The organism is Burkholderia sp. RF7-non_BP4 (assembly GCF_001521935.1).
In the GTDB taxonomy this organism is placed as follows: Bacteria; Pseudomonadota; Gammaproteobacteria; order Burkholderiales; family Burkholderiaceae; genus Burkholderia; species Burkholderia diffusa.
Genome location: NZ_LOTA01000010.1, coordinates 379,500 through 397,408, shown reverse-complemented (window position 1 = coordinate 397,408; position 17,909 = coordinate 379,500). Strand labels below are relative to the sequence as shown.

Annotated in this window: 16 protein-coding genes; 5 read left to right on the top strand and 11 right to left on the bottom strand. The window is 67.6% G+C overall.

The window, feature by feature from the left end; translation table 11 throughout:
* Window position 1: 1 nt before the first annotated feature.
* From WS49_RS05545 to WS49_RS05525, 5 genes are all read right to left on the bottom strand, one after another.
* Window positions 2-394 carry a 5-carboxymethyl-2-hydroxymuconate Delta-isomerase gene (locus WS49_RS05545; RefSeq protein ID WP_059525202.1) on the bottom strand — a complete coding sequence of 131 codons (393 nt, stop codon included), beginning with the start codon at window positions 392-394 and terminating at the stop codon, window positions 2-4.
* Window positions 395-423: 29 nt separating this feature from the next.
* On the bottom strand, window positions 424-1,272 hold the full coding sequence (gene hpaD, locus WS49_RS05540) for a 3,4-dihydroxyphenylacetate 2,3-dioxygenase (RefSeq protein WP_059525200.1): 849 nt from the start codon (window positions 1,270-1,272) through the stop codon (window positions 424-426).
* A 64-nt stretch (window positions 1,273-1,336) separates the two neighbouring features.
* The gene (gene hpaE, locus WS49_RS05535; protein WP_059525198.1) at window positions 1,337-2,800 is read right to left on the bottom strand and encodes a 5-carboxymethyl-2-hydroxymuconate semialdehyde dehydrogenase; all 1,464 of its coding nucleotides are present in this window, start codon (window positions 2,798-2,800) and stop codon (window positions 1,337-1,339) included.
* Window positions 2,801-2,822: 22 nt separating this feature from the next.
* The gene (locus WS49_RS05530) at window positions 2,823-3,587 is read right to left on the bottom strand and encodes a fumarylacetoacetate hydrolase family protein (RefSeq protein WP_059525196.1); all 765 of its coding nucleotides are present in this window, start codon (window positions 3,585-3,587) and stop codon (window positions 2,823-2,825) included.
* Complete coding sequence (locus WS49_RS05525; protein ID WP_059525194.1) at window positions 3,584-4,273, bottom strand: fumarylacetoacetate hydrolase family protein; 690 nt, start codon at window positions 4,271-4,273, stop codon at window positions 3,584-3,586. Before WS49_RS05525 ends, WS49_RS05530 begins: the two co-directional genes overlap by 4 nt.
* A gap of 160 nt (window positions 4,274-4,433) precedes the next feature.
* On the opposite strand from WS49_RS05525, the gene hpaR reads away from it, so the two are divergent.
* On the top strand, window positions 4,434-4,874 hold the full coding sequence (gene hpaR / locus WS49_RS05520) for a homoprotocatechuate degradation operon regulator HpaR (protein ID WP_059525192.1): 441 nt from the start codon (window positions 4,434-4,436) through the stop codon (window positions 4,872-4,874).
* A gap of 78 nt (window positions 4,875-4,952) precedes the next feature.
* Here hpaR and WS49_RS05515 read toward each other — a convergent pair whose 3' ends face one another.
* Window positions 4,953-6,164, bottom strand: a complete 1,212-nt coding sequence (locus WS49_RS05515; protein WP_059525190.1) for an SDR family oxidoreductase — start codon at window positions 6,162-6,164, stop codon at window positions 4,953-4,955.
* Between the two features lie 649 nt (window positions 6,165-6,813).
* Here WS49_RS05515 and WS49_RS05510 point away from each other — a divergent pair.
* On the top strand, window positions 6,814-7,161 hold the full coding sequence (locus WS49_RS05510; RefSeq protein ID WP_059525188.1) for a DUF3564 family protein: 348 nt from the start codon (window positions 6,814-6,816) through the stop codon (window positions 7,159-7,161).
* A gap of 375 nt (window positions 7,162-7,536) precedes the next feature.
* Window positions 7,537-9,429 (top strand): peptidoglycan D,D-transpeptidase FtsI family protein, encoded by a 1,893-nt coding sequence (locus tag WS49_RS05505; protein WP_059525186.1) that lies wholly within the window; start codon window positions 7,537-7,539, stop codon window positions 9,427-9,429.
* A gap of 130 nt (window positions 9,430-9,559) precedes the next feature.
* Here WS49_RS05505 and WS49_RS05500 read toward each other — a convergent pair whose 3' ends face one another.
* The 4 genes from WS49_RS05500 to WS49_RS05485 form a co-directional block, all read right to left on the bottom strand.
* Window positions 9,560-11,281 carry a cation:proton antiporter domain-containing protein gene (locus WS49_RS05500; protein WP_059525184.1) on the bottom strand — a complete coding sequence of 574 codons (1,722 nt, stop codon included), beginning with the start codon at window positions 11,279-11,281 and terminating at the stop codon, window positions 9,560-9,562.
* A gap of 209 nt (window positions 11,282-11,490) precedes the next feature.
* Window positions 11,491-12,885 carry a cytochrome c gene (locus WS49_RS05495; RefSeq protein ID WP_059525182.1) on the bottom strand — a complete coding sequence of 465 codons (1,395 nt, stop codon included), beginning with the start codon at window positions 12,883-12,885 and terminating at the stop codon, window positions 11,491-11,493.
* Window positions 12,882-14,660, bottom strand: a complete 1,779-nt coding sequence (locus WS49_RS05490; RefSeq protein WP_059525180.1) for a GMC family oxidoreductase — start codon at window positions 14,658-14,660, stop codon at window positions 12,882-12,884. Before WS49_RS05490 ends, WS49_RS05495 begins: the two co-directional genes overlap by 4 nt.
* Entirely contained in the window at window positions 14,660-15,397 is a 738-nt protein-coding gene (locus WS49_RS05485; RefSeq protein ID WP_059525696.1) for a gluconate 2-dehydrogenase subunit 3 family protein, read from the bottom strand. The genes WS49_RS05490 and WS49_RS05485 overlap by 1 nt, the downstream gene beginning before the upstream one ends.
* A gap of 6 nt (window positions 15,398-15,403) precedes the next feature.
* Between WS49_RS05485 and WS49_RS33185 the strand changes: the two genes are divergently transcribed.
* Window positions 15,404-15,766, top strand: a complete 363-nt coding sequence (locus tag WS49_RS33185) for a hypothetical protein (RefSeq protein WP_179949244.1) — start codon at window positions 15,404-15,406, stop codon at window positions 15,764-15,766.
* Window positions 15,767-16,010: 244 nt separating this feature from the next.
* Here WS49_RS33185 and WS49_RS05480 read toward each other — a convergent pair whose 3' ends face one another.
* Complete coding sequence (locus WS49_RS05480) at window positions 16,011-16,427, bottom strand: DUF3995 domain-containing protein (RefSeq protein ID WP_059525178.1); 417 nt, start codon at window positions 16,425-16,427, stop codon at window positions 16,011-16,013.
* 355 nt (window positions 16,428-16,782) lie between these two features.
* Between WS49_RS05480 and ald the strand changes: the two genes are divergently transcribed.
* Window positions 16,783-17,898, top strand: a complete 1,116-nt coding sequence (gene ald, locus WS49_RS05475) for an alanine dehydrogenase (protein WP_059525694.1) — start codon at window positions 16,783-16,785, stop codon at window positions 17,896-17,898.
* The last annotated feature ends 11 nt before the right edge of the window (window positions 17,899-17,909 follow it).

The window sequence follows — 17,909 nt, the reverse complement described above, 5'->3', positions numbered from 1 at the left end:
TTCAGCCGGCCCGCTTGTAGCGGGCGTGGATGTTGTTGTGCTTGTACGAACCGCTTTCGCTGAACTCGGTCAGCTCCATCGACAACGCGAGATAGCGTTTCGCGTACAGCTCGGCGAAATGCGCCTTGATCGCGTCGAACAACGCGTCGCACGCGGCCTTCTTCGTTTCGTCGCTGCGGCCCGAGCCGATCTTCAGCGTCACGTGGACGAACGCGTCGTCCCCGGTGCCGTCGGCGATGCAGTAGTCCTGCAGCTCGATCGCGCGCGAGCGGATGCCGCCCGTCGGAAACACGCCGCCCTGCGCGATCAGCGTCGCGTTGATCGTGCGCAGTAGCGCGGGAATGCGCGCGTCGTCGCGGATGTTCGCGGTGTACTCGACGACGATGTGTGGCATGGCAACGCTCCGGATAGGTGATGCGGCGCTCAGGCGAGCGGGAAGATCGCGTTGATCTGCCCGGTGCCCGAGCTCGCGAAATAGTCGGTGACGATCTCGACGGGCTTGTCGTAGCGATCCCAGCCGAGCAGGCCGAGCAGCATCGCCGTGTCGTGCATGCCGCCTTCGCCGTGGCAATGCGTGTTGTACTCCGGCAGCATCGCGCAGAAGGTCTTGAAGTCGCCCTGCTTCCACAGCTCGACCACGCGCAGGTCGACCTGCCTGAAGAATTCGCGGCTGATCTGGTGAATCGATTCCTCGGGGCTGCCGTTGTCGTTGAAGCGGTGCGACAACGAACCGCTCGCGAGGAACGCGACGTTCGAATCGCTCATTTCAATGGCCTCCAGCAGCGCCTCGCCGAAGCGCCGGCTTTCGTCGAGCGTGTGCCACATGCACCAGCCCGCGATCGACACGACCTTGAAGTGCTGGTCGCCGTTCATGTAGCGCATCGGCACGAGCGTGCCGTATTCGAGTTCGAGGCTGTCGATCTCGTGCGCGCGCGTCGCGATGCCGCGCACGCTGGCCGTCTCGGCGATCAGGCGGCCGAGCGCCGGGTTGCCCGGATACGCGTACGTCATGTCGCGGATGAAATGCGGCAGTTCGTTGCTGGTATACGTGCCTGCGAACCGCGCATTGCAGTTCACGTGATAGCCGGCGTTGACGAGCCAGTGCACGTCCGACACGACGATCGTATCGACGCCGAGCGCGCGGCAGCGCTCGCCGATCAACTGATGGCCGCGGATCGCCGCTTCGCGGCAGCCATGATGCCTGCCGGGCAACTCCGACAGGTACATCGACGGCACGTGCGTGATCTTGGCGGCGAGGGACAGTTTGCCCATCGTTAAGTCTCCGTATCGTTCTGGCGTTCTGACGGTGTTCCTGCGGCGAAACGATCCGCGCCCGTTACACGCCCCAGCGGGGAATGTGATGCGAACCCATCGAGATGCACACGTTCTTGATCTCCGCGAACACCTCGAAGCTGTATTCGCCGCCCTCGCGCCCGGCGCCCGACTCCTTCACGCCGCCGAACGGCTGGCGCAGGTCGCGCACGTTCTGGCTGTTCACGAACACCATCCCGGCCTCGATGCCGCGCGCGAGGCGATGCACCTTGCCGACGTCCTGCGTCCAGATATACGACGCGAGCCCGTAGGACGTGTCGTTCGCGAGCCGCAGCCCTTCTTCCTCGTCCTCGAACGGGATCAGGCACGCGACCGGCCCGAAGATTTCCTCTTGCGCGATGCGCATCCGGTTGTCGACGTCCGCGAACACGGTCGGGCGCACGAAGTTGCCGTTGCGCAGATGGTCGGCGAGACCGGCCGGCTTGTCCGCGCCGCCCGCCACCACGCGCGCGCCTTCCTGCTCGCCGATCCGGATATAGCCCGTCACCTTCTCCCAGTGCTGGCGCGTGATCATCGCGCCGAGCTGCGTCGCGGGATCGGTCGGATCGCCGACCACCAGGTTGTTCGCGCGGCGCGCGAATTCCTGCACGAAGCGATCGTAGATCGTGCGCTGCACGAAGATCCGCGAGCCCGCGGTACAACGCTCGCCGTTGATCGAGAAGATCGTGAACAGCGACGCGTCGAGCGCGCGGTCGAAATCGGCATCGTCGAAAATCAGCACCGGCGACTTGCCGCCAAGCTCCATCGAATACTTCTTCAGCCCCGCGCGTTCCATGATCCGCTTGCCCGTGACCGTGCCGCCCGTAAACGACACCGCGCGCACGTCCGGATGGCGCACCAGCGCGTCGCCGGCGGTCGCGCCGTAGCCCTGCACGACGTTCAGCACACCCGGCGGAATGCCGGCCTCGAGTGCGAGCCGGCCGAGCTGGTCGGCCGTCAGCGGCGACAGCTCCGACATCTTCAGCACGGCCGTGTTGCCGAGCGCGAGACACGGCGCCGTCTTCCACGTCGCGGTCATGAACGGCACGTTCCACGGCGACACCAGCGCGCACACGCCGACCGGCTGGTACAGCGTGTAGTTCAGCATCTGGTCGTCGACCGGATACGTGCGGCCGTTCATCTGCACGCACACTTCAGCGAAGAAGTTGAAGTTCTCGGACGCGCGCGGAATCAGCTGCTTGCTCGTCTGAGCGATCGGCAGGCCGGTGTCCTGCGTCTCGAGCGCGGCGAGCATCGGCACGTTCTTCTCGATCAGTTCGCCGAGCTTGCGCATCCGCTTCGCGCGCTCCTTGGCCGGGGTGTTCGCCCATTTCGGGAATGCTTCCTTCGCCGCACGCACGGCCGCGTCGACTTCGGCCTCGCCGGCGGACGCGACGTCGGTGATCACGTCGCCCGTCGCGGGGTTCAGCGTCGTGAACGTCTCTCGGCTTTCGACTTCGCGGCCGTCGATCCAGTGCTTGATGGTCATGTGCTCTCCTTGGGCGACGGGCTCAGCCGGCGCGATAGTAGTCAGCTTCGCCGACGATCGTGTTCACGAGCCGGCCGATCCCTTCGATTTCGGTCACCACCTCGTCGCCCGGCTTCGTGTCGGCCAGCCCTTCAGGCGTGCCGGTCAGGATCAGGTCGCCCGGCGAGAGCGTCATGAAACCGCTGATGTGCTCGATCAGCGCGGGTACGTCGAAGATCATGTCGCGCGTGCTGCCGCGCTGCGTCTCCCGGCCGTTCACCGTCGTGCGCAGCATGAGGCCGCCCGCATCGCCGATCTCGTCGCGGCTGACGAACCACGGCCCGAGCGGCGTGCAGGTGTCGCGGTTCTTCACGCGCAGGTTCGGGCGGTAGTAGTTTTCGAGGTAATCGCGGATCGCATAGTCGTTTGCGACCGTGTAGCCGGCAACGTAGTCGATTGCCCGCGTCCGGCTCACGTTGCGCGCCGGGCGGCCGATCACGACGGCCAGCTCGCACTCGTAATGCATGTGCGTCGCGTCCGCCGGGCGCACGGTGTGCGACCGATGGCCGATGAACGTGTTCGGCCCCTTCAGGAAAATCAGCGGCTCGCTCGGTGCCTTGAACGCGAGTTCCTTCGCGTGGTCCGCGTAGTTGAGGCCGAGCGCGAACGTCGTGCGCGGTGCGACGGGCGGCAGCCACGTCACCGCGTCCTCGGCGAGCACGCGCCCCGTGTCGAGGCGGATCGCGCCGTCGCCGGCCGGTTCGGCCGCATGCAGTGCGCCGTTGTAGATCACGCGCGCCGTCTTCATCGTGCTTCCTCCGCAATCAGCGTATGCCGCAACGTGCCGATACCGGCAGCGTCAATCTCGACCGTGCTGCCCGCGCGGGCACGCGGTGCGCCACCCGCGACGCCGAGCAGCAGCACGTCGCCCGCGTCGAACGACATGAACGCCGTCACGTCGGCGATCAGCTCGCGCACCGGGCGGATCAGCGTGGCGGTCGATGCGGACACCGCGGTGCGGCCGTCGATCCGTACCGTCAGGCCGATCGCGTCGATGTCGCCGAGCGCGGCCGCCGGCACGATCGCCGGGCCCAGCGGGCAGAAACCGTCGCGACATTTGAAGCGCACGGCCGGACGGTAGTAATCGGGATGCGGAACCGACACGTCGCTCGCGAGCGTGAAGCCATGCACGTAGTCGAGCGCCCGCGCGGCCGGCACGCGCGTCGCGCGCCGCGAGAACACGACGGCCACCGATGCGCCGATCTCCAGCGCATCGATGCCCGCCGGCACCACGACGGCCGCGCCGTCGGCTGCGTGCGTGTTGGCCGGTTTGATGTAAAGGATCGGTGCCTGCGGCGGACGGCCGTAAGGCGGCGCGTTCACGGCGTCGCCGAGCGCGTCGAGTGCGGCGCGCTCGTTGAGCAGCGCACCGTAGACGGTACCGATGGCGACCGGCAGCGGCGGCGCCGCGGCGGTCATGCAGGACAGCTCCATGCGTCATTCCCCTGCCGCGCGTCGCGGCGCATCGTCAATAGTTAACATCTTAAGTAAACAATCGAATGCCCGCAACCTCGATTACCCTGATACGCGAAATTCATCACCATCGGCTGTTAAGATTGATGCGTCCCCGTCCTCTGCACCTCTACCCACCCCGATGAACCGTACGCTCGACCATCGCAACCTGGCCATGCTGCTGCTCGAGGCCCGCGAAACGCTGATGGGCCTGTTCCGCCCCATTCTCAAGGAATTCGCGCTGACCGAACAGCAGTGGCGGATCATCCGCGTGCTCGACGGCGAGCCTTCGCACGCGCTCGAAGCGGGACAGATCGCGCGCCGCTGCTGCATCCTGAGCCCGAGCCTCACGGGCGTGCTGGAACGGATGGAGCGCGACGGCCTGATTACGCGCACGCGCGCGCAGGAAGATCAGCGTCGGCTGCTGGTGAGCCTGACGCCGCAAAGCAGGAAGCTGGTCACGGAAATCGGTCCGCGCATCGACGAGCAGTATCGTCAGCTTGAAGCGCGTTTCGGCCAGGACGGCCTGGACGACATCTACCGCGCGCTCGACCGGCTGATCGAACTCGGCAGCGCGTCGTAGGGCCTGCCGTCGCCGGACCGCCGCGAGCGGCGGCGAACCGGCCGCCGGGAATCGGCAGGCCCCGAATCGCGCGGGCGCTCAGTGCAGCGCGCCGCGCATCAGTTCTGTCACCGCGACGCCGCGCGACGTGCGCATGCACTCCTCGACGTAATCGATGAACGGCAGCGGCTCGAAATCGATTTCGTCGCGCACGCGGCGGTTGTCGAACACGCGATCGACCATCGCGAACTCCGCGCAACGCTGCAACGCGCGGCCGATCACGCGTTCGAGCGCCGGATCGGACCGCCCGAGCACGTCGCGCACCACGAGCGGCAGTTCGGCCGGCGCACAGGCCACGTAGCGGGGCGCGCCCGTCATGCCGGCCGCCTCGTCCATCGCGCGCACGATCTGCGCGACCTGCGGCGCCTCTTCGCCGGCCGACACGTGGTACACGTCGTGCATCAGCGTCGGCTTCACGGCCAGCAGCATCGTCGCGCGCGCGACGTCGTCGACCGACACGATGTCGATGCGCGTCATCGGCCGCGCGGTAAAGCGCCGCGCCGCGTGCGCCACGCGGAACATCCAGAACGAATTCGGTGCGGGCCGCGTGCCGAGCACCGTGTGGCCGACGACGTGCGACGGACGCACGACGACGAGCGGCAGCCCGAGCGCGCGCAGGCGCTGCTCCGTTTCCGCCTTCGCTTGCAGGTAGTCCGCCGCGAGCACCGCGCCGTGCAACCCGTCGCCGCCCTGCGCCGCGTCGCTCGCCGATGCGCCCGCCGTCGCCTCGTACACGATCCCGCCGCGGCCCGCGTGCGCATAGGCGGTGCCGACGTATACGAAACGCTGCAGTTGCGGCGCGTGCGCGAACCGTTCGGCAAAGCGCAGCGAATCGGCGATGTCGGCCTGCAGGTGCGAGCCGTCGGCCGGCGACGCATGGCCCGCGCAATGGATCACGTGCGTCGCGCCGGCGAGACGCGACGCGTCGGTGCCCTGCCACACGTCGCCGAGCGCACCGACGACCACGTTCGCGTCGCCGAGACGCGATGCCCAGTACGGCGCGAGCCCCGCGCGCAACGCCGCTTCACGCAAACGCGCGACCGCGTGGCCGCGATTCTCCGCACGCACGACACACACGATGCGCTCGAGCAACCCGGCGTTGACGAGCGCCGTCAGCACGGTACTGCCGATGAAGCCGGTGGCGCCGGTGAGCACCAGCCGTCCGACGTTGGCCGCCGCGACCGGTGCGCTGGCCGGCGACACGAGGCTCGTGCGCCAGTTGAGCGACAACGCGGTTTTCCAGATCAGCACGATAGTCTCCTTCGAAGAATCGGCCGGACGGCGCGGCCGCCCCGGATCGCGGAGCGGCGCGCGGCTGTCGGCCGGGCCGGGGCCGACGCTCGCCCCGGCAATCCCGATCGGGCTGCGGCCCGCGATCGCGTCGATCGCGTCTCTGGCACGAGGCGGCGGCGGCCCGCCGCGGACGGGCGTCCACGGCGCAGGATCGGAAAATCCAAGTGTGGGGCCTGATCGCCCGCAAGTCTGTCCTGAAAGTTTCGTGAAAGTGTGAGGATTTGTACGCGAATGTCGGAGTGTGTCGCGTCGGCCGGCGATCAAATCGTCGAAACGTTCGGGCGGGCAGCATTCGGGATGCGTCAGCGGCCGGACGGCCGATGCGCGCGGAGCCCTCGTTTCGGCGCGACACTTCGACGCGGCCGCTCACGGGGTCATCGCATGTCCGGGACACGCCTGGGTCCGATCGCGGTGCGCGGCTCATGCTGCGCTTGCGTTTGCGCGCGCCGTCACGATCGCGGCGGATCGTCAGACATCGTTTCATCGGGAAACGCCTATAGGCGCAATTCGGATTTATTGCGGATTATCACTTGCGTTTCACCGCAGTCTATCTAGACTGGTCAAACCAAAACGGTCGAATGTGTCATTTTCTTCAGGAGACGATCCAATGCGCCTCACTATTCGGATTAATGGCAGCGAGTCGGCAACCCGTCACTCCTTCGCGGTGCTCTGGGTCGATACCGACGAGGGGCTGTGGTCACGCGAGGCTCACCAGGGGATCGATCTTCCGAGCTGGGGCAAGGTTCGGGACGTGGAAGGCGCAATGGCCCTCTGCGCGGCCGACAGCGGGAAGGCCGTGTGCCAGTTGAAGGGGCTGTCGTTCAGCGCGACGCAGCGCGAACAAGGTCCCGCGGTGCTCGCCGGCGAGCACCCCGACGGTGCATGGCGTCTGCAAGCGGTCGATCGTTCCACGGCAGAGCCGGAATACCATGAATTTATTTCCGTCGCGCGATAGGTATTTTTGACGGCAATCCTCTGCGGTTTTCGGGTTTATTCCGGTTTCCGCGATATTCATTTCGATATTCATCAATAAGGCGCCTCTCTTCAAGGCGCCTTTTTATTTTCCGGTCCCTGAATTAATCGGGGCCGGGTTAATCGAACCGCGGCGACGGTAACGATCCGCCCCCTCCATTCCGGCTCCGTTGCGTCAGCACGTCAGGCCGCGCCGCCATTTCGCCCCGCTCCCACCTTTTCCCGACCGTGCCCGGGCGGAAACGCCAATCTTTTACGGGGCCGAAACACACTTTCCCCACATGATGTTTACTCATTTATTACAATCACATTATTCCGACTGACTTGCCGCCGTCCGGCGGCCCGACCCGGCCCTTGCATGAGCGTGAAAAAGAAGACCCACCCCGCCGATCCATACGCCGCCGCGACCAAGCATCCGATGCTCGCGTCACGCCTGCCGATGTGGCGCTCGAAGCTGGTTGTGATCATGGTGTCCCTCGGTTTCGCCGCGCTGATCGGACGCGCCTTCTGGGTGCAGGTCGCGAACCAGGATTTCTACGTCGGGCAAGGCCAGAAGCGCTACCAGCGCACGATCGAGCTCGACGCGATGCGCGGGCGCATCGTCGACCGCAACGGCGCGATGCTCGCGGTCAGCCTGTCGACCTATGAAATCTGGGCAAATCCGAAACAGGTCGCCGAAATCGACTATCCGCAGATCGCGAAGCTGCTCGACATGCCGCTCGTGGAAGTGAAGCGCCGCCTGCGCAACGACCGGACGTTCGTGCTGCTCAAGCGGCAGATCGACGCCGACACCGCGAGCCGGCTCGACAAGCTCGAGATCGACGGCATCACGCAGATCGCCGACTCGAAGCGTTTCTATCCGGAGGGCGAATCGGCCGCGCACGTGGTCGGCTTCACCAACGTCGAGGACAAGGGCCAGGAAGGCGTCGAGCTCGCGGCGAACGGGCGGCTGTCGGGCACTGCCGGGCAGCGCGAGGTGATCCGCGATCGACTGGGCCGCATCGTGTCCGACACGCGTCCGCTCGTGCCCGCGCAGCACGGCGCGACGATCGAACTGACGATCGACCGGCGGATCCAGCAGCTCGCGTTCAGCCAGCTCAAGGCCGCGGTGCTCGAGAACAACGCGGTAGCCGGCAGCGTGGTCGTGCTCGACGCGCAGAACGGGGAAATCCTCGCGCTCGCGAACTACCCGACCTTCGACCCGAACGACCGCGCCCGGCTGACGGGCCAGCAGCTGCGCAACCGCGCGGTGATCGATACGTTCGAGCCGGGTTCGACGATCAAGCCGCTCGTCGTCGCGCTGTCCATTGACGAGCGCAAGGTCACACCGAACACGATCATCAATACGTCGCCGGGCACCTACAAGATCGGCCCGGCCGTGATCCACGACACGTCGAACCACGGTTCGCTGACCGTCTCGCAAGCGCTGCAGAAGTCGAGCAACGTCGCGCTCGCGAAGCTGGCGCTGAACCTGCCCGCCGAAACGATCTGGAACAAGTACCAGGAATACGGGATCGGCCGCGCGCCGGAGCTGACGTTCCCGGGCGTCGCGTCGGGCCGCCTGCGCGGCTACAAGCGCTGGCGGCCGATCGAGCAGGCGACGATGGCGTACGGCTACGGGCTGTCGATGTCGCTGCTGCAGATCGCGCAGACCTACACCGCCTACGCGGGCGACGGCACGCTGCACCCGGTGTCGCTGCTGAAGAACGGCTCCGACCCGCAGACGATCAACGCGCATCGCGGCCACCGCGTGACGTCGCCGCAAACCGCGGCGGCGATCCGCGCGATGCTCGAGTCGGCCGTCGGCGAAGGCGGCACCGGGCGCCGCGCGCGGGTCGACGGCTACCGGATCGGCGGCAAGACGGGCACGGCGCGCAAGCAGGTCGGCGCGACCTATGCGAAGGGCAAGTACCGCGCATTGTTCGCGGGGATGGCGCCGATGAGCAACCCGCGCCTGATCGTCGCGGTGATGATCGACGAGCCGCGCGGCAAGGGCTATTACGGCGGCACGGTGGCCGGCCCGGTGTTCTCGTCGGTCACGAGCGGCTCGCTGCAGTTGCTCGGCGTGCCGCCCGACGCACCGGTCGAGCCGACGCCGAATGCGCCGGTCAAGGCCGCACCGCAGAAGACCGTCGCGGCGCCGAAGGCCGCGGCGCAACCGAAGACGGCGGCCGAGCGGAAGGCATCGGCCCCCGTGAAAACGGCCGCGCAATCCGGCGCGGCCGTACAGGCGAAGGCGGCGGCGGGCTGAAGCCGCCGGGGCGCACTCGGCGCCGCGCGCGGCGAACAGGTCGATCGTTCGCCGTGCCGAATGCCCGGCACGCCCGCTTTCCGCTGGCCGATACGCTCCCTCTATCCGCGCGAATCCGGCCGCGCGACCGTCAGTGCGCGTGCGCGGCCGCCACCGGCTTCACCATCCTGCCGAGCACATGCTCGGTCATTCCACGTGCGAGTTCGCTCTCGCCCATGAACACGGTGCCGACGCCCTCGCTCGACAGCAACGCGGCCTCGTCGCTGCTGTTCGTGCACAGCACGACCTCCAGCGTCGGATTCAGCGTGCGCGAGATCTCGACGATCTGCCGCACGTCGAATACGTCCGGCAGCGTGACGACCAGCATCCCGGCGCGCGCGATATGCGCCTGGACGAGCACGATCGGCTCGATCGCATCGCCCGACACGGCGGCGACGCCGTCCGCGCGCAGCTTCTCGACGAGCTCGCGATTCTGCTCGACGACGACATACGCGATTCCGCGCTCGTCCAGCGCATGCGCGATCCGCGTGCCGACCTTGCCGTAGCCGACGATCACGACCTGCCCGGTCAGATGCGTCTGCGGCGTCGACATCGGCAGCGCGGCGAGCGGATCGTCGCGTGCCTCGAGCTTGCGCGCGAACGCCGAATGCTTGCGGATCCACGCGAGCGCCGGATCGATCATCGCGAACAGCAGCGTGTTCATAGCGATCGAGATCAGCGCGACCGCGAGGATCAGGCTCTGCCCTTCGGCCGACAGCAGCCCGAGCGCACGACCGAGCCCCGCGAGAATGAACGAGAATTCGCCGATCTGCGCAAGGCCCGCGCCGACCGTCAGCGCGGTGTTCAGCGGATAGCGGAACGCGATCACGAGCGCGACCGCCGCGAGCGTCTTGCCGACCAGCACGATCGCCGCGACCTCGATCACGTGCAGCGGCTCGGTGAGCAGCACCGTCGGGTCGAACAGCATCCCAACCGAAATGAAGAACAGCACCGAGAATGCGTCGCGCAGCGGCAGCGTCTCGTCGGCCGCGCGCCGGCTGAACTCCGACTCGCGCATCATCATCCCGGCGAAGAACGCGCCGAGCGCGAACGACACGTCGAACAGCTTCGCCGCGCCGAACGCGATGCCGACCGCCGCGGCAATCATGCACAGGGTGAACAGCTCGCGCGAACCGGTGCGCGCGACGAGCCACAGGATGCGCGGAAACACGCGCTTGCCGACCACGAGCATCAGCGCGATGAACGCGGCCACCTTCAGCATCGTGACGCCGAGCGTGCCCCATACGCTGCCGCCGGCCGCGTGCGCGTCGCCGGGCGGCGTGCCGCCGAGCAACCCCGCGACGGGCGGCAGCAGCACGAGCACGAGCACCATCACGAGATCCTCGACGACGAGCCAGCCGACCGCGATGCGCCCGTTCACCGTCTCGACGAGCCCGCGCCCCTCGAGCGCCCGCAGCAGCACGACCGTGCTCGCGACCGACAGCGCGAGCCCGAACACGAGCGCCGCGCCGAGGCTCCAGCCCCACGTGAGCGCGAGCCCGCCGCCGAGCAACGTCGCGACGGTGATCTGGACGACGGCCCCCGGCAGCGCGATCTTGCGCACCGCGAGCAGGTCGCCGAGCGAGAAATGCAGGCCGACGCCGAACATCAGCAGCATCACGCCGACTTCCGCGAGCTGCTGCGCGAGCGACAGGTCGCCGACGAAACCGGGCGTGCCGGGGCCGATCACGATCCCGGCGAGCAGATAGCCGACGAGCGGCGGCATTTTCAGCAGTGACGCGAGGTAACCGAAGATCATCGCGAGACCGAAACCGGCCGCGAGCAACGCAATCAGGCTGACGTCATGAGGCATCCTCCCTCCCGAGTTCTTGTAACTATTTAGTAAGGTTCAAGAATGGAAGGATAAGGGATGAGATGGAAAAATGGCGGGCCACCGCGAAAAATTCACGCGATGGCCCGCCATTGCGGGGTACTACCCCGGGTGGTCGGAACACGTCTCAAAAGCCGGCCGGCAGCGTGAGGCGGATCGATCGGGCGGGGCCCGGCGCCCCACCGCGCGCGTCAGCGCGACGCCTGCGGGAACCGCGCGCCCGGCGGCGGCTCCGGCCGCGTCGACGGCGTGCTCTTGCGCACCTTCGCGACCTGCGCGGCCGTGATCGCCGCGCCCGTATTACCCCAACTCGTGCGCACGAAGTTCGACACGTCCGCGACTTCCTGGTCCGACAGGCGCCAGCCGAACGGCGGCATCGTGAAGGTCGACGGCGCGGCGTGCGTGCCCTGCAGCGCGCTGCCTTCCAGCACGACGTGGATGAGCGACGTCGGGTCCTCGCTTTGCACGACCGGGTTGCCCGCAAGCGCCGGGAACACGCGCGTGTAGCCGTGACCGTCGCTGCGGTGGCACGCCATGCAGTTGTCGCGATAGACGGCGGCGCCCGGCTTGCTCGCGTCGCCGGTCTGCAGCGCCTTCGCCGCGGCCGCGTCGTAGACGTGCGGCTGCTCGGCCTGCACGCGCGGCGGCAGCGTCTTCAGGTAGCGCGCGATCGCGGTCAGGTCGTCGTCGGTCATGTGCTGCATGCTGTGGCCGACCACGTCCGTCATCCCGCCGAACGCGGCCGTGCGCAGCGTGCGGCCGGTCTTCAGGAACTGCACGATCTCGGTTTCGTTCCACGTGCCGAGCCCGGTGCGCGGCTCGCCGCGCAGGCTCGTCGGCACCCAGCCGTCGATCGCCGCGCCGCCGGCCAGGAAGTCGAGGCCGCCTGCATCGGTCAGCGCGCGCTCCTGCATCGTCGCCGCGCGCGGCGTGTGGCACGCGCCGCAATGGCCGAGACCCTGCACGAGATACGCGCCGCGCGCGACCACCGGATCGGTGTACGACGCCGCATCGAACGGCTTCGGCGCCGGCGCGAACATCTTGCGCCAGAACGTCAGCGGCCAGCGCATCGACAGCGGCCATACGATGTCGACCGCGCGGTTCTCGCGTTCGACCGGCGCGACGCCGTGCATGAAGTACGCATACAGCGCCTTCACGTCGTCATCGCTCAGGCGCGCGTAGGATGGATACGGCATCGCCGGATACATCGTGTCGCCGTTCTTGCGGACGCCCTCGCGCACCGCGCGGGTGAAGTCGTCGAGCGTCCAGCCCCCGAGGCCCGTCTTCGGGTCCGGCGTGATGTTGGTCGAATAGATCGCGCCGATCGGCGTGTCGAACTTCAGCCCGCCCGCGAACGGCTTGCCGCCGCTCGCGGTATGGCACGCGATGCAGTCGCCCGCGCGGGCGAGGTATTCGCCACGCTTGACGAGGTTCGCGTCGGCGGACTGTGCCGCCGGCGCCGCCGGTTGCGCGACGGCCGCGCCGCCCGCGAAACCGAACGCCGCCCATGCCGTGCCGATCGCCAGTGCGCGCCGCAGCGGGGAAATTCGGCGCGCGGCGTTGTGGTGGTTCACTGTCCTCTTCATGCGGTCACCAGCGGGGCGGGATTTTTCAGGTATTGCTCGCGGATCGCACGTGCCGACCAGTAGGCCAGCGCCGCGATGATCCCGGTCGGGTTGTAGCCGATGCCCTGCGGCAGCGCCGACGCGCCCATCACGAACACGTTGTGCACGTCCCAGCACTGCAGGTAGCGGTTCAGCACGCTCGTCTTCGGATCGGTGCCCATGATCGCGCCGCCGACCAGGTGCGTCGTCTGGTACGCGCGCGAATCGAAGTGCTTGCCGAACTCGCGCGTCGACACGCCGATCGCCTTCGGCCCCATCGCCTCCGCGATCTTCTTCATCTGCCCGGTCACGTACTGCGCCATCTTGATGTCGTTGTCCTTCCAGTCGAAGGTCATCCGCAAGAGCGGCTGGCCGTACGAATCGCGATAGGTCGGATCGAGGTCGAGGTAGACATCTCGGTACGACATGTTCGTGCCGTGCGCGTCCATCGAGATCGTATGCGCGTAGTTGTCCTTCACGGCCTTCTTCCACGCGGCGCCCCATTGCGGCGTGCCCGGCGGCGTCGCGATGCCGCTGATCGGCTTCACGCCGGCCTGGTTCACCCACAGCGGCGAACCGCCGACGAAGCCGAGCGGGCCATGGTCGAAGTTGTCCGCGTTGAAGTCGTCCACCGCGACGCCGTTGCCGCCCGCGCCGATGAACGGGTTCGTGAAGGTGTCCTTGTCGAAGAACGCCTTGATCGTCGACAGGTTCTGGTACGCGAAATTGCGGCCCACGACACCTTCGCCCGAGATCGGGTCGTACGGCTTGCCGATGCCCGAGAGCAACAGCAGGTGCACGTTGTGATACTGGAACGCCGCGACGATCACGAGATCGGCCGGCTGGTGCACTTCACGGCCTGCCGGGTCGACGTAGGTGACGCCCGTCGCGCGCTTCTTCGTGTCGTCGAGGTCCACGCGCAGCACGTGGCACTTCGAGCGCAACTCGAAGTTCGGCACCTGCTTCAGCGCGGGCAGGATGTTCAGGTTCGGCGACGCCTTCGAGTACATGTAGCACGCATAGCCGCTGCAGTAGCCGCAGAAGTTGCACGGCCCCATCTGCACGCCGTACGGGTTCGTGTATGGGCCCGACGTGTTCGCCGACGGCAGCCGATACGGATGCAGCCCGAGCGACTTCGCCGCATCGAAGAAGCGTTGCGCCGAATACGTGTTGAGCTGCGCGGGCAGCGGGAAGTTGTCGCTGCGGTTTGCCTCGAACACGTTGCCGTCGCCGACCACCTTGCCGCCGACCTTGTATGCCTGCCCCGACGTGCCGAACACCTTCTCGGCGAAGTCGAAATACGGCTCGAGCTCGTCGTAGCTGACGCCCGTGTCCTGGATCGTCATCCCTTCCGGGATGAACTTCTTGCCGTAGCGCTCTTCGTAATGGCTGCGCAGACGCAGCTCTTCCGGCGTGATCCGGAAATGCACGCCCGACCAGTGCAGCCCCGCGCCGCCGACGCCCTCGCCCGGCAGGAACGCGGCGAGCTGCCGGTAAGGCAGCGCGGTGTCCTGCACGCCGTGGCGGATCGACACGGTCGTTTTCGACAGGTCGAGGAACAGCTTCTTGCGGACGTTGTAGGTCAGCTCGTCGATCGTGTTCGGATACGCGCCGTCCGGATACGTGTCGCGATACTCGCCGCGCTCCAGCGCGACGACGTTCAGGCCCGCTTCGGTGAGTTCCTTCGCGAGAATCGCGCCGGTCCAGCCGAAACCGACGATCACCGCATCGACGTGCGGCTTCTTTTCCGCTGCCATCAGGTGCGCTCCCCGTTGATCGAGACCGGGCCGTACGGGTACGGCTTGCCGTTCTGGTTGACGAAATCCATGAAGTCGGCGCGCGCGCCCGGAAAACCGATCATCTTCCACGCGGCCATGTCGTGATTGCCGCCATGCACCGGATCGCAGAAGTAGCCTTCGCGCGTGTTCTGCAGCAACTGGCCGAAGAACACGACGGACGGCACGTCGTCGATCTGCGCGCCGCCTTTTTCCAGTGCGCCGAGCACGGTGTCGCGAGTCGGCGCGTCGAGGTCGGCGAACACCTTGCCGTGGGCCTTTTCGCAGTAGCGGTTGACCGCCGCGATGCCGAGCCGGTAGATATCGCGCGGCACGAGCTTGAGCTGGTAGCCGAGCTCGGGCACGCCCTGCTGGAACGGCCCCTGCATGTACCACGTCGCGCCGTGCGCGTACGGGGTTTCCATCTGGCGGTCGATGAATTCGGGCACGCCGGATTCGAGCGCACCGGGGCCTTCGGCGTCGGCCGGGATCAGGCGGTCGACGGCGGCCTGGACGAACGCCCACTCCTTCGCGTCGAAAAAGGTCGGCTTGTACGGCGCGCGTTCGACACTGGCCGATGCGGTGGACGCATTGCCGGCCGCGGTCGCGGACGACGACGAGCGCAGGTCGCAACCGGCGACCGACGCGATCGGCACGAGCGCGACCGACGTGCGCAGGAAACGGCGACGCGAATTGGGTTTGTCGGGTGGCGTGGACATGGTCGGATGGTGATCGTTGGGGAACGTGGTTCGGGGCGCGCATTCCGCATGCGGCATGCCCGGCACGGCAGCCATGCCGCGCGCGGCCGGCCGTCCTGTTCTTGCGGTGTTGCGAACAACCTCGATGCGGGCGCACGCCGCGCGTTGCGCGGTGGCGCCGTCATGCAGCCGCGCAGCGCGCCGGTTGTCGGCGCGCTGCATGGAGTCGACCTCTTCGCGGGTCTGATCTTCGGACAAATACCGGCTTACCGCCCGCATCTGCCCTGCATCGCCATGGCCCTATTCAACTTAGACGCCGCGCTGGCCGGCGGCAAGCGCATCGTGCACGACCCTCATTCCGGGCCCGGCGACAAACGTCGCGAATTATAGATGGAACCGGTTCCATTTCCAAAGGGTTCGATGCAATTCATTACATCGAAAATCGCAATAATGGGGAAATCGTTTTCCGGATTGCGCAAGAGCCGTGGTGCGGTCGTGTCGTCGCTCACCCCGCCGGCGCGATGCGCGCGCGGGCTTCGCCCGCTTCTCCCCGGTCTGCGCGTTCCATCTCGACGCCGCGACGAGCGTCAGTGCGCCCGTCGCTGCACACGGCCTGCCGCGCCGGGCGCGACGCTCACCACGGCCACAGCATCGACGCGATCGACAACGAGAGCGCCACGCACAGCGGCGAGTAACACACGCTGTCCATCCGCGCGAAACGCGACCCGCGAACCCGCTTGAAGAAGCCGACGTAGCGGAAATCGCCGACCGCGCGCACCGCGAAGATCAATGCGAGCGCAACGATCGCGAACGCGATCGCGCCGGGATACCGGTTCGGCCACAGCCAGCCCGCGCGCGACGCCACCACGCATGCGCCGGCCAGCAATGCCGTCGCGACGGCGAGCGTGCCGAGCGTGGTCGGCCGCAGCAGCGGTACCCCGTTCTGTTCGGGAATGGCCGCACGCTTGCCGAGCCGTCCGCCGAACGCCCAGTAGACGTGAACGAGTGCGATCGCACAAAGCGTCGGCACGCTGAAATACGCGCCGGTCATCTCGGTAAGGTTCCTTGTCTCATCGTGTCGTCGTGTCGTGATCCGGCCGGACAGGCTCCGGCCGCGCGCGGCCCCGGTTCCGCGCAACACGAGACGATACCCAAACCACGTGCCGCATGCATTGCGACGTCCGGTCGCAATGCGCCATGCCGCGTGCTGCGGTGCAGTGCGCGCGCGCCGTCTCACAGGCCGCCGCTTGACTTCCCTCCGGGCACCACTACCCTTTTATTCCAGTACGGCACTCGAACCGTGCATGCGCGACCGTCGCACGCGTGCCGTTCGCCGGCACGCACGATCGGACGATCGCTGCACACCCGGGCACGACGACAACGACGAATACCCATGGAGACGACTCATGCTGATCGGTGTGCCGAAGGAGATCAAGAACCACGAATACCGCGTCGGCCTCACGCCGGCCGGCGCACGCGAACTCACGCGGCATGGCCACGGCGTGCTCGTGCAGCGCGGCGCGGGCACCGCGATCGGCCTGCTCGACGACGACTACACGGCCGCCGGCGCGGCATTGTGCGACGACGCGCGCGACGTCTTCGCGCGCGCCGACATGATCATCAAGGTCAAGGAGCCACAGGCGGCCGAGTGCGCGATGCTGCGGCGCGGACAGATTCTTTATACGTATCTGCATCTCGCGCCCGATCCCGAGCAGGCGGCCGCGCTGGTGAAGTCCGGTGCGGTGTGCATCGCGTACGAGACCGTGACGGGCCCCGGCGGCGGGCTGCCGCTGCTCGCGCCGATGAGCGAGGTCGCGGGACGCATGTCGATCCAGGTCGCGGCGACGCACCTCGAAAGCCCGCGCGGCGGCCGCGGCGTGCTGATGGCCGGCGTGCCCGGCGTGCCGGCCGCGCACGTCGTGGTGCTCGGCGCGGGCGTGGTGGGCACCGGTGCGCTGCAGATGGCAGTCGGCCTCGGCGCACGCGTCACCGTGCTCGACACGAACGTGGGCCGGCTGCGCCAGCTCGACCTGGTCTTCGCGAACCGGATCGCGACCGTCTGCTCGAACGCGCACACCATCGACGAAGCCGTGCGCGACGCCGACGTCGTGATCGGCGCGGTGCTCGTGCCGGGCGCGTCGGCGCCGCGGCTCGTCACGCGCGACATGATCGCGACGATGCGCACGGGGGCGGTCGTCGTCGACGTCGCGATCGACCAGGGCGGCTGTTTCGAGACATCGCATGCAACGACCCATGCGCAGCCGACTTTCGTCGTCGACGGCGTCGTGCACTACTGCGTCGCGAACATGCCCGGCGCGGTCGCGCGCACGTCGACGTTCGCGTTGAACAATGCGACGCTCGGCCATGCGCTCGCGCTCGCCGACAAGGGCTGGAAGCGCGCGATGGCAGACGATCCGCATCTGCGCGCGGGCCTGAACGTATGCGACGGCCGCATCACGTACGAGGCCGTTGCGCTGGCGCTCGGCCTGCCGTACGTACCGGCGGAAGACGTGCTGGCCTGACTTCGGCGCGC

Excerpts from the sequence above, each read along its gene's own strand:
- WS49_RS05485 (WP_059525696.1), bottom strand. The coding sequence starts at position 15,397 with ATGTCCACGCCACCCGACAAACCCAATTCGCGTCGCCGTTTCCTGCGC.
- WS49_RS05530 (WP_059525196.1), bottom strand. The coding sequence starts at position 3,587 with ATGAAGACGGCGCGCGTGATCTACAACGGCGCACTGCATGCGGCCGAA.
- WS49_RS33185 (WP_179949244.1), top strand. The coding sequence starts at position 15,404 with ATGGTGATCGTTGGGGAACGTGGTTCGGGGCGCGCATTCCGCATGCGG.
- hpaD (WP_059525200.1), bottom strand. The coding sequence starts at position 1,272 with ATGGGCAAACTGTCCCTCGCCGCCAAGATCACGCACGTGCCGTCGATG.
- WS49_RS05510 (WP_059525188.1), top strand. The coding sequence starts at position 6,814 with ATGCGCCTCACTATTCGGATTAATGGCAGCGAGTCGGCAACCCGTCAC.
- hpaR (WP_059525192.1), top strand. The coding sequence starts at position 4,434 with ATGAACCGTACGCTCGACCATCGCAACCTGGCCATGCTGCTGCTCGAG.
- ald (WP_059525694.1), top strand. The coding sequence starts at position 16,783 with ATGCTGATCGGTGTGCCGAAGGAGATCAAGAACCACGAATACCGCGTC.
- WS49_RS05495 (WP_059525182.1), bottom strand. The coding sequence starts at position 12,885 with ATGAAGAGGACAGTGAACCACCACAACGCCGCGCGCCGAATTTCCCCG.
- WS49_RS05505 (WP_059525186.1), top strand. The coding sequence starts at position 7,537 with ATGAGCGTGAAAAAGAAGACCCACCCCGCCGATCCATACGCCGCCGCG.
- WS49_RS05500 (WP_059525184.1), bottom strand. The coding sequence starts at position 11,281 with ATGCCTCATGACGTCAGCCTGATTGCGTTGCTCGCGGCCGGTTTCGGT.
- WS49_RS05525 (WP_059525194.1), bottom strand. The coding sequence starts at position 4,273 with ATGGAGCTGTCCTGCATGACCGCCGCGGCGCCGCCGCTGCCGGTCGCC.
- WS49_RS05490 (WP_059525180.1), bottom strand. The coding sequence starts at position 14,660 with ATGGCAGCGGAAAAGAAGCCGCACGTCGATGCGGTGATCGTCGGTTTC.
- WS49_RS05480 (WP_059525178.1), bottom strand. The coding sequence starts at position 16,427 with ATGACCGGCGCGTATTTCAGCGTGCCGACGCTTTGTGCGATCGCACTC.
- hpaE (WP_059525198.1), bottom strand. The coding sequence starts at position 2,800 with ATGACCATCAAGCACTGGATCGACGGCCGCGAAGTCGAAAGCCGAGAG.
- WS49_RS05545 (WP_059525202.1), bottom strand. The coding sequence starts at position 394 with ATGCCACACATCGTCGTCGAGTACACCGCGAACATCCGCGACGACGCG.